Source organism: Maricaulis sp. CAU 1757 (assembly GCF_054482675.1).
In genome coordinates, this window is record NZ_JBTLRI010000001.1 from 925,240 (window position 1) to 938,089 (window position 12,850).

The window sequence follows — 12,850 nt, forward strand, 5'->3', positions numbered from 1 at the left end:
AGGCGCGCTCGTCAGGCCGTCGGCGGCACCCTGTCGTCGATGCGGCGTTGCGCCAGCAGCCAGGCCTGGGCTTCCTTGACGGTATCGAAGCGCGCCATTTGCGCCGGATAACCCATCGCCGCCAGACCGACCCAGAAATCCAGTAGGATCTGCTTCATCCGGTCGTTGCACACCTGGGCCGAGCGCGACGGCGTATCCCCGTAATGCTCCTTTATGAACTCGCTGAGGGCGCTGCGCATGCGCCCGAAACTCTCCACGTCCAGCGTGTGCAGCTCGGAATCGTTCTCGTACACGACGATGCGGTCGCAGTGTGGCGTCCAGCCCGGCATTTCGACGGCCCGCCGCATGAGTTCGACGGGATCACCTTCCTCGATCAGGCCGTGGAAGCGGACAATGATCCACTGGTTTTCGGCATCCAGTTCAAGCTCATGCTGCATCAGGGGACTCACGGGCAACTCGACAAGCCAAAGTAGAATGCCTGCCGAAAGAAGCGATTGCCAGCCCTGCAACATGACACGAACTTCATCCTGCCCTCGCCAAGCGCCCCTGCGCGCACTAAACCGCTAGCATGTTTGCCAGTCTCGCCTCCTTCGGCCGCCTCGTGCGGGCCCTGCTCACCCTGGCCCGCCATGACGCCATCCTGCCGGCCGAATATCATGAGCATTATCCGCTGGCTGCGCGCATGGCGGGCAGCGTCACGCGAATCTTCGCCCGCACCGACCAGGCCGCCAATCCGGGCGAACGCCTGGCCCGGGCGCTGGAGAAACTGGGTCCGTCCTACGTCAAGTTCGGCCAGATCCTGGCCACCCGCGGCGATGTCATCGGCGAACGTTTCGCCCGCGGACTGGCGCGGCTGCAGGACCGCATGCCGGCGTTCGGCGACGAAGAGGCCCGCCTTGTGATCGCGGCCGAATTTGGCCGGCCGGTGGAGGAATTGTTCGCCGAGTTCGGCCCGCCCGTGGCCGCCGCCTCGATCGCCCAGGTGCACCGCGCGCGCACCCATTCCGGCGAGGACGTGGCGGTCAAGATCGTGCGCCCGGACATCGACCGGCGCATCGCCCGCGACATCCGTACCCTGTCGCTCGGCGCCGCCCTGGCTGAGCGCTTCGCTCCGGCCAGCCGGCGTCTGGAGCCGCGCAAATTCGTCGAGACGGTGTCACGCGCCCTGCTGGTGGAAACCGATCTGCGCCTCGAGGCCGCGGCGGCCTCGGAGCTGGCGGAAGCCTCGGTGGTCGCCGAGGGCTACCACATCCCGGATGTCGACTGGTCGCGCTCGACCCGGCGGGTGCTGACGACGTCATGGATCGACGCCATCCCGCTGACCGATGAGGAGCGCATCGACGCCAGCGGCATTGACCGCGCCTCCCTGGCCACGCGCCTGACCCGGGCCTTCCTCGCCACGGCACTCGACCGCGGCATCTTCCACGCCGACATGCATGCGGGAAATCTGTTCGCCAGCGAGGACGGCACGCTTTGGGCCGTCGATTTCGGCATCATGGGCCGCATCGGCCGCAAGGAGCGGCGCTTCCTTGCCCTGATCCTGCACGGCTTCCTGACCCGGGACTACACGGCCGCGGCGCGTGCCCACTTCGCCGCCGGTTACGTCCCGGCGCGCCATTCGATCGAGGATTTCGCCAGCGCCCTGCGGGCCGTCGGCGAACCGATCTTCGGCAAGCGGGCCAATGAAGTGCCGATGTCACGCGTGCTGCTTCAATTGTTCGAGATCACCGACCTGTTCGACATGCGGCTGCGTCCCGAACTGGTGATGCTGCAAAAGACCATGGTGCAGTGCGAAGGGGTCTCGCGACGGCTCGATCCGAAGCTCGACATGTGGGGTGCCGCGGCGCCGATTGTCGAACGCTGGATGAAGCGCGAGCTGGGCATTGAGGGCCGGATGCGGGACCTGGCGGAAGACCTGACCCGGCTGCACGACAGCCTGCGCCAGCTGCCCGACGCCATCGACGACTGGGCCCAGGTCGGCGCCCGCCTCAAGGATGGCGAGATCACCATCAAGCGCGACAACAAGCTGGTGCAGTGGCCACTGGCGGTAATCGCGGTGTCACTGGCCGTACTGGCCGGCACCGCGGTGGCCTCGCTGATACTCTGAGCCGAGGCAGGATGAGCTTGGGATTACGCGGCGTTGGCGCTAGTAAGGGGGGCGACCAGCCAGGAGGCCGACGTCCCGTGTCCCAACCTCGCATCCTTCTCATCGTCGGCGGCGGCATCGCCGCCTACAAGAGCCTCGAACTGATCCGCGAGCTGGCCAGGCGCGGCATCGCCACGCGTTGCATCCTGACCTCGGCCGGATCGCAATTCGTCACCCCGCTGAGCCTGGCCGCGCTGTCCGGCGACAAGGTGCATGGCGATCTGTTCTCGCTCACCGACGAGGTCGAGATGGGCCATATCGAACTGTCACGCTCCGCCGACCTGGTCGTCGTCGCACCGGCGACCGCCGACCTGATGGCCAAGGCCGCCGGCGGGCTGGCCAATGACCTCGCCTCCACGGCCCTCCTGGCCACCGACAAGCCGGTGCTGATGGCTCCGGCGATGAATGTTCGGATGTGGGAGCACAGGGCAACGCAGCGCAATCTGGAGACCCTCACGGGCGATGGCGTGCATTTCGTCGGGCCCGACGAGGGCGAGATGGCGTGCGGCGAGTTCGGGCCGGGCCGCCTCGCCGAACCAGTGGCCATCGCGGATGCCGTGGAGCGCCTGCTCAATGGCTGACAGCCTCGCCGGACGGCACATCCTGATCACCGCCGGGCCGACCCGCGAACCGATCGACCCCGTGCGCTTCCTGTCCAACCATTCCTCCGGCAAGCAGGGCTATGCCATTGCCCGCGCCTGCGCCGCACGCGGGGCCCGGGTGACGCTGGTCAGCGGTCCGGTCGACCTGGAAACTCCCGGTGGCGTCGATGTGAAGCGCGTGGAGACGGCGGTACAGATGCTGGCCGCGGTCGAGGCCGCACTGCCGGCAGACGTCTTCATCGGTGTCGCGGCGGTGGCCGACTGGCGACCCGCTCACCCGGCTTCGCGCAAACTCAAGCTGGACAAGGGCGAAATGACTCAGCTGGCGCTGGTGGAAAACCCGGACATTCTCAGAACCGTCGCGGCTCACGCGGAGCGCCCGCACCTGGTCATCGGCTTCGCCGCGGAAACCGACAGCGTGGAAATGCGGGCCCGCGAGAAGCGGACCCGCAAGGGCTGCGACTGGATCGTCGCCAATGACGTGTCCGGCGATGTCATGGGCGGGGACGAGAATGCCGTTATCCTGGTCACCGCCGACGGCAGCGAGGCCTGGCAACGCGCTCCGAAATCGATGATCGCCGACCTGCTGGCCGACCGGATCGCTGCGGCCTTCTAGTCCACACATGCGGGGACTGGCCAAATCAGGCCGGGACGGCTTTCATGCAGGCTTGTTCAGACCTTGCGACCAGCGGATTCCTGCCCATGCCCCCCGTTCCCGTGAAGATCAAACCCTTGCCGCACTATGACGGGCTGGCCCTGCCGGCTTACGAGACCGCGCAGTCGGCGGGGATGGATTTGCGCGCCGCACTGCCGGAGGGTGAACCGGTGACGCTGGCTCCGGGGGCCTGGAAGCTGATCCCGGTCGGCATCGCCATTGCCCTGCCTGCCGGTTACGAGGCCCAGGTCCGCCCGCGCTCAGGCCTGGCCGCACGGCACGGCATCTCTTGCGTCAACACGCCGGGCACGATCGACGCCGACTATCGCGGCGAGATCCACGTCAACCTGATCAATCACGGCGCCGAGCCCTTCACTGTGCGGCGCGGCGAGCGTATTGCGCAGGTGATCATCACACCGGTCAGCCAGGCCGTATGGGAGATCTGCGAGGAACTCGACGAGACGGCACGCGGTGCCGGCGGGTTCGGCTCGACCGGCGTCTAGCGCCCGGCCTTCAGGACAAGGACAGACAGCATGACAGACTCGCCCGGCCGCGGCCGCATCTACGCCTCCATCGACGAGACGGTCGGCCACACACCGCTGGTCGAGCTCTCCCGCCTCGCCCGGGCCAACGGGGCCAAGGGGCGGATCCTGGCCAAGCTGGAATTCTTCAACCCGCTGTCGAGCGTCAAGGACCGTATCGGCGTAGCCATGATCGATGCCCTGGAAGCAGCCGGCAAGCTGGGCGAGGGCGCGGTGATGGTCGAGCCGACCTCGGGCAATACTGGCATCGGCCTGGCCTTCGTGGCGGCGGCACGCGGCCACCGCCTGATCCTGACCATGCCGGAAAGCATGTCGGTGGAACGCCGCAAGCTGCTGGCCCACCTCGGCGCCGAACTGGTGCTCACCGAAGCGGCAAAGGGCATGAAGGGCGCCATCGCCAGGGCGCAGGAGATCATCGCGGAGACACCCGGCGCGGTGATGCCGAGCCAGTTCACCAATCCGGCCAATCCGGACATCCACCAGCGCACTACGGCGCTGGAAATCTGGAATGACACGCAAGGCGAGGTCGATGTGTTCGTGGCCGGCGTCGGCACCGGCGGGACGATCACCGGCTGTGGCGCGGTGCTGAAGGAGAAGAAGCCGGGCGTCCGCGTGGTCGCGGTCGAACCGACCGACAGCCCGGTCCTGTCCGGTGGCCAGCCGGGCCCGCACAAGATCCAGGGCATCGGCGCCGGCTTCGTGCCGGACATCCTGGACACCGGCCTGATCGATGAAGTGATACGGATCGAAAACGAGGAAAGCTTTCACTGGGCCCGCGAACTGGCCGGTGTGGAAGGCATTCCGGCGGGGATTTCCTCGGGCGCCGCGGTGAAGGCCGCGCTCGACCTGGCACAGCGCGATGGAATGGACGGCAAGACCATCGTTGTGGTCCTGGCCAGTGCGGCGGAACGTTACCTGTCCACGGCGCTGTTCGAGACCGACGGCTAGGCCGACACGCTGGCCGGGGCCGGATCGCAATAGGAGCGCACGTCGAAAATGCGCGGGTCGGAGATGATGTCACCCGGCGAGAGCGGGCGCGACAGCTCCAGGCCTTCCAGCGAGCGGGCCCGGGACAGGGCCACATAGGCCTGGCCGTGCGCGAAAAGGCGGCGGGCGAGGTCGAGATAGACCTTGTCCAAGGTCAGGCCCTGGGCCTTGTGGATGGTCATTGCCCAGGCCAGGCGCAGCGGCAACTGGGTGAAGGCGCCGGCGGTGGTCTTGGTCAGCGCCTGGGCCTCCGGGTCGAAGGCGTAAGCATTGCGCTCCCATTTCTGCGGCTCGACCGTGTGGAGGGTGTCGCCGATGCGCACACGGACGCCGCGGTCCTCGAAGCCCTCGACCTCCCCCAGCGTGCCGTTGACCCAGCGCCCCTGGGCATCATTGCGGGTCAGCATGACGCGGGCGCCGATCTTCAGCGTCAGCGGCTCCTCGGCCGGGAAGAGGCGCGGGTCGAACTGCCCCTCCACCTTGGCCTCGAAGGACCGGCCCGGCGTGCCCAGGCCTTCCAGGCGGGCCTGGTTGATGCGGAAGGCGGCCTCATTGGTCGAGGTCAGCACGACATGGCTGAGACTGGCCTCCAGACCGGACCGCCCTGTGACCCGGTGATTGAGCTCGGCGGCCTCGTCGGAGGACACGTCGCCCTCGCGCACGGCGTTGAGGATGTTGATGAAGTACTCGTCGGTCTGGCGGAATACCTCTTCCAGCTCGACCAGAGAGAAGCCGGCATCGCGGAAGGGTGGCGGGTGGAAGAAGAAGGGGCCGCCATAGGTGGCCTCGAGATATTCCGCCTCGGCGCCCTGGATGACAGGCGGCAGCTGGGCCAGGTCGCCCACCAGTACGATCTGGACCCCGCCGAACGGCTCGTTGCACTCGCGGTTGAGGCGCAGCGACTTGTCGATGGCCCACATCATGTCGGCCCGGACCATGGAAATCTCGTCGATCACCAGGGTTTCCAGCGCCTGCACGACGCGGCGATGGCGCACCTTGCGGATGTCGCGTGCGCCGATCATGCGCGGCGGGAAGTGGAAGAAGGAGTGGATGGTCTGGCCGCCGGCCTGCATGGCGGCCACACCGGTCGGGGCGATGACGGCGGCGCGCGGTCCGGCACGGCGGATGAATTCGCGCATCAGCGTGGTCTTGCCGGTACCGGCCCGCCCGGTGATGAAGACATTGGGCTTGGCCGTGGTCAGCCAGTCCAGCAGGCGTTCCTGCTGGCCGGACAGGCGGGGTCGGGCGGCGGCGAGCTGGGACGTCGTAGACATCGGCGCAAACTGGCCTGTTTCGACAGCCAAGGGAAGCAAGCGCCGCTGCCCCTTGCATGGTGGCCCGGCTTCGGTCACCTGTCGGTGCATGACAGATCCAATCGATATCGAGCGCTATGCGCGCCACATCGTGCTGCGCGAGATCGGCGGCGCCGGCCAGCAGGCCCTCGCCCGCAGCCATGTCGCCCTGGTCGGGACCGGCGGGCTGGGCGCCCCGGCGGCGCTCTACCTGGCCGCGGCGGGGATCGGCAAGATCACCCTGATCGACCCGGACACGGTCAGCCTGGACAATCTGCAGCGCCAGGTCCTGTTCGCCACCGGCGATGTCGGCACGGCCAAGGTGCGCGCCGGGGCCAAGGCCCTGAGGGCGCTCAACCCGGCGCTGCACATCAAGCCGATGGTGGCGGCGTTGGATGACGGCAATGCCGAGGACCTGCTGGCAGACGCCGATGTGATCCTCGACGGTTGCGACAATTTCGCGACCCGGTTCGCGGTCAATGCGGCGAGCCGTGCGCTCGGCACACCGCTGGTGTCCGGGGCCGTGGGGCGCTGGGACGGCCAGCTGTCGGTGTTCAACCGGACACCCGCCTCGCCCTGCTATCGCTGCTGGGTGCCGCAAACCCCACCCGACGCCGAGACCTGCGAACGCGTCGGCATAGTCGGCGCCCTGACCGGCGTGATCGGCTCGATGATGGCGCTGGAGGCGATCAAGCTGACCTGCGAGGCCGGCGAGGCGCTGGACGGTCGCATCCTGCTGTTCGACGGCCTGGCGATGACCAGCCGTACGGTGGGGCTGTCGCCTGACCCGGCATGCCCGGAGTGTGCCAATTAGCGTCGCGCCGTCAGATGCAGCGCAAGACCAATGGCGAGGCCGGGAACGAAGCCGAACAGGAGGGCCAGCCAGGGGGACTGGGTCGTCAGCGCTATGATGGCCATAAGCAGGACTCCCACGCCCAGGCCGGTGAGCAGACCAAAGGTCCGGCTCAGCCGGCCGGGGGCGCGGGGCTCGGAGGGAGGATCGAACTTGTCCATGCCCCACACCTAGCCCCGGCCTCCTCTCGGAAAACTGGGTAAGCCTTTAAATTTCGGTCAGGTTTGCCCAGTTTCTGCCGCTTTCCTACTGAAACGACGAAGTCCCGCCGGTGGCGTCATTGTAGAGCGTCTGGACCATGCGGTCGGTGGTGATGAAGCCCCAGCTCCAGTCGGCGTCATAATCGACGAGCGGGGCGGCCGCGCGCACCGCTTCGAGGTCGGCACCCTCCTCGACGAGGGCCCGCACGCGGGCCGCGGCGTCTTCCAGCATGGCGATCGAGGCTTCCAGCTCGACATGCGTCGACATCGGGCCGTGACCCGGGATGATGCGGGTCTCCGGTCCGGCGATCTCGAGGCCGCGCCGCATGCCGGCGAGGTAGCCGTCGACCGTGCCGCCGGAGGCCAGGTCGATGAAGGGGAAGCGGCCGGAGAAGAAGATGTCGCCCATGTGCAGCACGTCGGCCTGGCGGAAGTACACCATGGCGTCGCCATCGGTGTGGGCAGACGGGAAGTGCACGGCCTCGACGGTCTGGCCATTCATGTGAAAGGTCAGATCGTCGCCAAAGGTGAGAACCGGCAGTACGGCATCCCCCTGGGCCCACCCGTCCTCGGCATTGTCGAGGCGGGTGCGGATATTGTGGTGCGCGGCGATGGTGGCACCGAGTTCGGCGAAATGCGCATTGCCGCCGGTATGGTCACCATGCCAGTGGGTGTTGACGATGAAGCGCGGAGCATCCCCGCCGGTCACCTCGACGATGGCGCCCTCGATGGCCGAGCCGGTATTGGGCAGCTGATCGTCGATCAGCACGACCCCGTCCTCGCCGTCGAGCAGGGCGAGATTGCCGGCCATGCCGGTCGACAGCATCCACAGCCCGTCACCGAGATCGGTGGACTGCACGTCGATGTCATCGTTCTGGACGCGGGCCGATGCGGCCGGCGCGGCCATGCTGCCCGCGGCCAGGATGGCGGCGGCACTGGAGATCAGCAGACGAAAACTCATGAATTCCCCTCCTCAAGGCTTTCCGGACCCGTCGTCCGGAGTGTCGGAAGGATATATAGGATCGATTTCGCCGTTTGCCGCATCACCTCCCGGTGAACCGTCCTTGCCGGACGCGGCGTGAACTCCGAATGCGGCGCCGAAGGCAACGCCAAGCGCCAGCCCGAGGCCGAGATTGTCGAATGCGGCGCCCAGGGCCACACCGATGGCGATCCCGGCGCCCATGCCGGCGCCCGTGCTTACTGTCCGACCAGCCATGATTATCTCCCATTTGAGCGCCGCAATTTACCGCGCGTTCACCCTGTTTTGGCACAGGGATAGGCTGGAGGACTATCCCATGCGGCCGATTACCGTTCTTGCGCGACTTGTGGTCCTGGCCCTGACCGGGCTGGCAGTGCTGACCGCGGCGACCCACGCCCAGGACGCGGCAACGCCGTCGGGCCAGGCGGTGCCGCGCTTTGTCAGTCTCAAGGTCGATGTCGCCAATGGCCGGGTCGGACCGTCCAGCTCGCACCCGATCGCCTGGCGCTATGTGCGCGCCGGCCTGCCGATGGAAGTCATCGCTGAAACCCCGGACTGGCGCCGGGTGCGCGATCCGGAGGGCGAGCTGACCTGGATGCACCGCTCCATCCTGTCCGGCCGCCGCTCGGTCTACACGCTGGCCGACACACCGCTGCACGCCCGCGACAGCGACAACTCCAGCATCGAGGCCGTGGCCGAGCCGGGCGTCGTGCTGTCCCTCGAGCGTTGCCGCACCGGCTGGTGCCGTGTCGAGGGCCAGGGCTATCGCGGCTGGGTCCGTCCGGACACGCTGTGGGGCGTCTATGCACACGAGCTGGCGAGCGACGAGACGGGTGACGCAGACGGCAGCCCCAGCTTGAGCGCCCCTGCGGCGCGTGATACCGCTCTGCCCTGACCCGCCCGGAGCGTGATGATCCGGGCTTCCTGGACCAGTCCGGAGCGCGGTTGCCCAGCAGCCGGCCCGCGGCGCAACCGATCGGCTACATGTCTGAACGTAAAAGCTCTTTCAGCTATAATGACCTGATTGAATCCAGCGAGGGCCGCATGTTCGGTCCCGAAAACGGCCAGCTTCCCGCGCCGCCCATGCTGATGATGGACCGCATCATCGAGATCAATGATGATGGTGGCGAATACGGCAAGGGCCAGATCATCGCCGAGCTCGACATCAAGAAGGACCTCTGGTTCTTCCAGTGCCACTTCAAGGGCGACCCGGTCATGCCGGGCTGCCTCGGCCTCGACGCGCTGTGGCAGCTGGTCGGCTTCTTCCTGGTCTGGAAGGGCAATCCGGGCAAGGGCCGCGCCCTGGGTGTCGGCGAGGTGAAATTCACCGGCCAGGTCACCCCGGACGTCGAGAAGGTCCGCTATGTCATCGACCTCAAGCGCGTCATCCAGCGCCGCCTCATCATGGCCATCGGCGACGGCCGGGTCGAGGCTGACGGAAAAACCATCTATACGACCAAGGACCTTCGCGTCGGACTGTTCCAGCCCGGCGAAATGGCCTGATCGAGGAGACTTGCATGCGTCGCGTTGTCATCACCGGACTGGGTGTCATCTCGCCGATCGGCAATAATGCCGACGAGGTCACGGAATCCCTCAAGCAGGGCAAGAGCGGCATCGGCCGCATGGAAAGCTTCGCCGAACTGGGCTTCCGCTGCCAGGTCGGCGGCAAGCCGGACATCGATCCGGCCCAGCATGTCGACAAGCGGGTCTACCGCTTCATGTCGGAAGGCGCCGGCTGGAACTACATGGCCATGGAACAGGCCATTGCCGACAGCGGGCTGGAAGAGAAAGACATTTCCGACCCGCGCACCGGCATCATCATGGGCTCGGGCGGACCGTCGGCCGGCACCATCGTCAATGCCGCCGACATCACCCGCGAGAAGGGCCCCAAGCGCATCGGGCCGTTCGCCGTGCCGAAGGCCATGAGCTCGACGGCCTCGGCGACCCTGGCCACGCCGTTCAAGATTCTCGGCGTGAACTATTCCATCACCTCCGCCTGCACGACCTCGCTGCACTGCATCGGGGCGGCCACCGAACAGATCCAGTGGGGCAAGCAGGACGTCATGTTCGCCGGCGGCTGCGAGGAGATCCACTGGGCCCTGTCGAACCTGTTCGACGCCATGGGCGCCATGTCGACCAAGTACAATGACACGCCGCAGCAGGCCTCGCGCGCCTTCGACAAGGACCGCGACGGCTTTGTCGGCGGCGCCGGCGCCGGCGTCGTGGTGCTGGAAGAGTATGAGCGCGCCAAGAAGCGCGGCGCCAACATCATTGCCGAAGTCACCGGCTATGGCGCCACATCGGACGGCTATGACATGGTCGCCCCGTCCGGCGAGGGCGCGGTGCGGGCCATGAAACTGGCCATGGAAACCGCCGGGACCGACAGGATCGACTACCTCAACCCGCATGCCACTGCGACCCCGGTCGGCGACATCAAGGAGATGGAGGCGGTCAAGGAAGTGTTCGGCGACAACGCGCCGATGATTTCCGGCACCAAGTCGATGACCGGCCACTCGCTCGGCGCCGCCGGCGTACACGAGGCCATCTACACCCTGCTGATGATGAAGCACGGCTTCGTGGCGCCTTCGATCAATGTCTTCGACATGGATCCCGACATCGCCGCACTCAACCTGCCGATCATCACCGAGACCCGCGATGCCGACCTGAAGACGACGATGTCGAACTCGTTCGGTTTCGGCGGCACCAACGGCACCGTTATCATGCAGAAGATCTAGGCCGCCAGGCACTCGATCCAACGACCACCCTTGGGGGAGCAATACCAATGAGCGACAGCGTGTTTCCGGCCGGCGAGCTGATGAAGGGCAAGCGCGGCCTTGTCATGGGCGTGGCCAACAAGAATTCGATCGCCTGGGGCATCGCCCAGCAACTGGCCGCCCAGGGCGCCGAGATCGCCTTTTCCTACCAGGACGAGGCACTGGAACGCCGGGTCCGGCCGCTGGTCGAGAGCCTGCCCTGCGAGCCCTTCATGGTGCAGGCCGACGTGACCAATGAGGCCTCGATGGACGCCTGCTTCAAGGCGATCGAGGACAAGTGGGGCAAGATCGACTTCCTGGTCCACGCCATCGCCTTTGCCGGCAAGGACGAGCTGGTCGGCTCGTTCACCGAGAACACCACCCGCGAGGGCTGGCGCCGGGCCATGGAAATCTCCGCCTTCTCCTTCGTCGATGCCGGCAAGCGGGCGAGCCACCTGATGCCCGACGGCGGCTCCATGGTCACCCTGACCTATCTCGGCTCGGAACGCGTCGTGCCGTCCTACAATGTGATGGGCGTGGCCAAGGCGGCGCTCGAGGCCTCGACGCGCTACATGGCGCGCGACCTCGGTCCCAAGGGCATCCGCGTCAACGCCCTGTCGGCCGGCCCGATGCGCACCCTCGCCATGGCCGGCATTTCCGGCGGCAAGGCGCTGATGAAGACCGGCCGCGAATGGTCGATGATGAAGGAAGACACCAAGATGGAAGGCGTCGCCGGCGCCGCGCTCTATCTGCTGTCGGACCTGGGTTTCTCGTGCACGGGTGAAACGCTGCATGTGGATGCGGGCTTCCACGCGGTGGCGGTGCCGGATCTGGGCGACGACTGACCCAAACTGACGTACCGACATGAAGAACCCCGCCGGTGGCTGCCGGCGGGGTTTTTTCTTTCAGGTCGCAAAAAACCGACTTGTGAAAACTCATAGACAGCTTAACGTTGAGGAATGACGAAAGTTGTTCTCATGCAATCGGTTGAGAGCTCCTATAGCGAGGTACCGGGCCGTACGTACTACGTTCCTCGGCGCTACGTTAAAGCCGCTCGCGAAGCTATCGGTGACCTCTGTCTGTTTTATGAACCCCGCGCGGGCGGTGGTCGATTGGCCTATTTCGCGGTAGCGATGGTCTCCGCGCTTCAGGCCCTTCCCCATTCGTCGGGTGACTTTGTTGCGACGATTAACGGCTACCTAGAATTCAATAAGCCTGTTCCGTTGAAATCCACTGCGGGCCGGTATCGCGAGGCAAAGCTTTATTCACCTGATGGTTCCAGCAATCAGGGGGCCTTCGGCGTATCGGTTAGAAGGATACCAGATGAAGAGTTCGAACTGATATGCGCTGAAGGTTTCTCGGACGATCTTTTCGCAGACGTCCGCACGGACCCACCCGGCCTCTCAGAACCACCCGCGGTGTTTAGAAGGCCTATCGTCGAACAACTTGTTTCCCGGAAATTCCGAGACGCCGCCTTCGCGAAGACGGTGCGGGATGCCTATGATCGAAAATGTGCCGTGACGGGCCTTCAAATAATAAATGGGGGCGGGCGTGCCGAGATGGAAGCCGCGCACATTCGGCCAGTCGCCGACGACGGGCCGGATTCAATAAGAAACGGACTTGCCCTTTCACGAACAGCCCACTGGCTTTTCGACAGAGGGCTCATTGCGATCGACGACGACTTCCGCCTGTTGAAGGCAGAAAAGCTCCTCCCGGAAGGTGCACAACGTTTGTTCGATCCGAGTGGGTTCGTTCGCGTACCGGAACGAGCGCAATCTCAGCCGCATCCTGAGTTCCTGAAGTATCATAGAGATACATACTTCAAGGGCTGAGAGACTGCG

General features: G+C 66.0%; 14 protein-coding genes and 1 pseudogene. 10 read left to right on the forward strand and 5 right to left on the reverse strand.

Features of this window, described 5'->3' with window-relative positions:
* Positions 1-11: 11 nt before the first annotated feature.
* Entirely contained in the window at positions 12-437 is a 426-nt protein-coding gene (locus ACXYMR_RS04305) for a hypothetical protein (protein WP_458941519.1), read from the reverse strand.
* Positions 438-568: 131 nt separating this feature from the next.
* Between ACXYMR_RS04305 and ubiB the strand changes: the two genes are divergently transcribed.
* The 4 genes and pseudogenes from ubiB (at position 569) to cysK (ending at position 4,893) form a co-directional block, all read left to right on the forward strand.
* The gene (gene ubiB / locus ACXYMR_RS04310; RefSeq protein ID WP_458941520.1) at positions 569-2,107 is read left to right on the forward strand and encodes a 2-polyprenylphenol 6-hydroxylase; all 1,539 of its coding nucleotides are present in this window, start codon (positions 569-571) and stop codon (positions 2,105-2,107) included.
* Between the two features lie 77 nt (positions 2,108-2,184).
* Positions 2,185-3,364: pseudogene (gene coaBC, locus ACXYMR_RS04315) on the forward strand (bifunctional phosphopantothenoylcysteine decarboxylase/phosphopantothenate--cysteine ligase CoaBC).
* Between the two features lie 86 nt (positions 3,365-3,450).
* On the forward strand, positions 3,451-3,906 hold the full coding sequence (gene dut / locus ACXYMR_RS04320) for a dUTP diphosphatase (RefSeq protein ID WP_458941521.1): 456 nt from the start codon (positions 3,451-3,453) through the stop codon (positions 3,904-3,906).
* A 30-nt stretch (positions 3,907-3,936) separates the two neighbouring features.
* Positions 3,937-4,893, forward strand: coding sequence for a cysteine synthase A (gene cysK, locus ACXYMR_RS04325; protein ID WP_458941522.1), 957 nt, complete (start codon positions 3,937-3,939; stop codon positions 4,891-4,893).
* Here cysK and ACXYMR_RS04330 read toward each other — a convergent pair.
* Positions 4,890-6,206, reverse strand: coding sequence for an ATP-dependent DNA helicase (locus ACXYMR_RS04330; RefSeq protein ID WP_458941523.1), 1,317 nt, complete (start codon positions 6,204-6,206; stop codon positions 4,890-4,892). The genes cysK and ACXYMR_RS04330 overlap by 4 nt on opposite strands.
* A gap of 88 nt (positions 6,207-6,294) precedes the next feature.
* On the opposite strand from ACXYMR_RS04330, the gene ACXYMR_RS04335 reads away from it, so the two are divergent.
* Positions 6,295-7,038, forward strand: a complete 744-nt coding sequence (locus tag ACXYMR_RS04335) for a HesA/MoeB/ThiF family protein (RefSeq protein ID WP_458941524.1) — start codon at positions 6,295-6,297, stop codon at positions 7,036-7,038.
* On the opposite strand, the gene ACXYMR_RS04340 is transcribed toward ACXYMR_RS04335, so the two are convergent.
* From ACXYMR_RS04340 to ACXYMR_RS04350, 3 genes are all read right to left on the reverse strand, one after another.
* Positions 7,035-7,238, reverse strand: a complete 204-nt coding sequence (locus tag ACXYMR_RS04340) for a hypothetical protein (RefSeq protein WP_458941525.1) — start codon at positions 7,236-7,238, stop codon at positions 7,035-7,037. The genes ACXYMR_RS04335 and ACXYMR_RS04340 overlap by 4 nt on opposite strands.
* Before the next feature lie 85 nt (positions 7,239-7,323).
* Entirely contained in the window at positions 7,324-8,238 is a 915-nt protein-coding gene (locus ACXYMR_RS04345) for an MBL fold metallo-hydrolase (protein ID WP_458941526.1), read from the reverse strand.
* Positions 8,239-8,250: 12 nt separating this feature from the next.
* Positions 8,251-8,493, reverse strand: coding sequence for a hypothetical protein (locus tag ACXYMR_RS04350; protein WP_458941527.1), 243 nt, complete (start codon positions 8,491-8,493; stop codon positions 8,251-8,253).
* Positions 8,494-8,572: 79 nt separating this feature from the next.
* Between ACXYMR_RS04350 and ACXYMR_RS04355 the strand changes: the two genes are divergently transcribed.
* From ACXYMR_RS04355 to ACXYMR_RS04375, 5 genes are all read left to right on the forward strand, one after another.
* Complete coding sequence (locus tag ACXYMR_RS04355) at positions 8,573-9,151, forward strand: SH3 domain-containing protein (RefSeq protein WP_458941528.1); 579 nt, start codon at positions 8,573-8,575, stop codon at positions 9,149-9,151.
* A gap of 89 nt (positions 9,152-9,240) precedes the next feature.
* Positions 9,241-9,759, forward strand: a complete 519-nt coding sequence (fabA, locus tag ACXYMR_RS04360) for a bifunctional 3-hydroxydecanoyl-ACP dehydratase/trans-2-decenoyl-ACP isomerase (RefSeq protein ID WP_458941529.1) — start codon at positions 9,241-9,243, stop codon at positions 9,757-9,759.
* 14 nt (positions 9,760-9,773) lie between these two features.
* Positions 9,774-10,991 carry a beta-ketoacyl-ACP synthase I gene (gene fabB / locus ACXYMR_RS04365; RefSeq protein ID WP_458941530.1) on the forward strand — a complete coding sequence of 406 codons (1,218 nt, stop codon included), beginning with the start codon at positions 9,774-9,776 and terminating at the stop codon, positions 10,989-10,991.
* Between the two features lie 47 nt (positions 10,992-11,038).
* The gene (locus ACXYMR_RS04370; protein ID WP_458941531.1) at positions 11,039-11,854 is read left to right on the forward strand and encodes an enoyl-ACP reductase FabI; all 816 of its coding nucleotides are present in this window, start codon (positions 11,039-11,041) and stop codon (positions 11,852-11,854) included.
* Positions 11,855-11,968: 114 nt separating this feature from the next.
* On the forward strand, positions 11,969-12,841 hold the full coding sequence (locus tag ACXYMR_RS04375; RefSeq protein WP_458941532.1) for an HNH endonuclease: 873 nt from the start codon (positions 11,969-11,971) through the stop codon (positions 12,839-12,841).
* Positions 12,842-12,850 lie beyond the last annotated feature (9 nt).

Bases quoted from the DNA above. Each gene is read 5' to 3' on its own strand.
- cysK (WP_458941522.1), top strand. From the start codon at position 3,937: ATGACAGACTCGCCCGGCCGCGGCCGCATCTACGCCTCCATCGACGAG.
- fabA (WP_458941529.1), top strand. From the start codon at position 9,241: ATGTCTGAACGTAAAAGCTCTTTCAGCTATAATGACCTGATTGAATCC.
- ACXYMR_RS04370 (WP_458941531.1), top strand. From the start codon at position 11,039: ATGAGCGACAGCGTGTTTCCGGCCGGCGAGCTGATGAAGGGCAAGCGC.
- ACXYMR_RS04335 (WP_458941524.1), top strand. From the start codon at position 6,295: ATGACAGATCCAATCGATATCGAGCGCTATGCGCGCCACATCGTGCTG.
- ACXYMR_RS04350 (WP_458941527.1), bottom strand. From the start codon at position 8,493: ATGGCTGGTCGGACAGTAAGCACGGGCGCCGGCATGGGCGCCGGGATC.
- ubiB (WP_458941520.1), top strand. From the start codon at position 569: ATGTTTGCCAGTCTCGCCTCCTTCGGCCGCCTCGTGCGGGCCCTGCTC.
- ACXYMR_RS04345 (WP_458941526.1), bottom strand. From the start codon at position 8,238: ATGAGTTTTCGTCTGCTGATCTCCAGTGCCGCCGCCATCCTGGCCGCG.
- fabB (WP_458941530.1), top strand. From the start codon at position 9,774: ATGCGTCGCGTTGTCATCACCGGACTGGGTGTCATCTCGCCGATCGGC.
- ACXYMR_RS04305 (WP_458941519.1), bottom strand. From the start codon at position 437: ATGCAGCATGAGCTTGAACTGGATGCCGAAAACCAGTGGATCATTGTC.
- dut (WP_458941521.1), top strand. From the start codon at position 3,451: ATGCCCCCCGTTCCCGTGAAGATCAAACCCTTGCCGCACTATGACGGG.
- ACXYMR_RS04375 (WP_458941532.1), top strand. From the start codon at position 11,969: ATGACGAAAGTTGTTCTCATGCAATCGGTTGAGAGCTCCTATAGCGAG.
- ACXYMR_RS04330 (WP_458941523.1), bottom strand. From the start codon at position 6,206: ATGTCTACGACGTCCCAGCTCGCCGCCGCCCGACCCCGCCTGTCCGGC.
- ACXYMR_RS04340 (WP_458941525.1), bottom strand. From the start codon at position 7,238: ATGGACAAGTTCGATCCTCCCTCCGAGCCCCGCGCCCCCGGCCGGCTG.
- ACXYMR_RS04355 (WP_458941528.1), top strand. From the start codon at position 8,573: ATGCGGCCGATTACCGTTCTTGCGCGACTTGTGGTCCTGGCCCTGACC.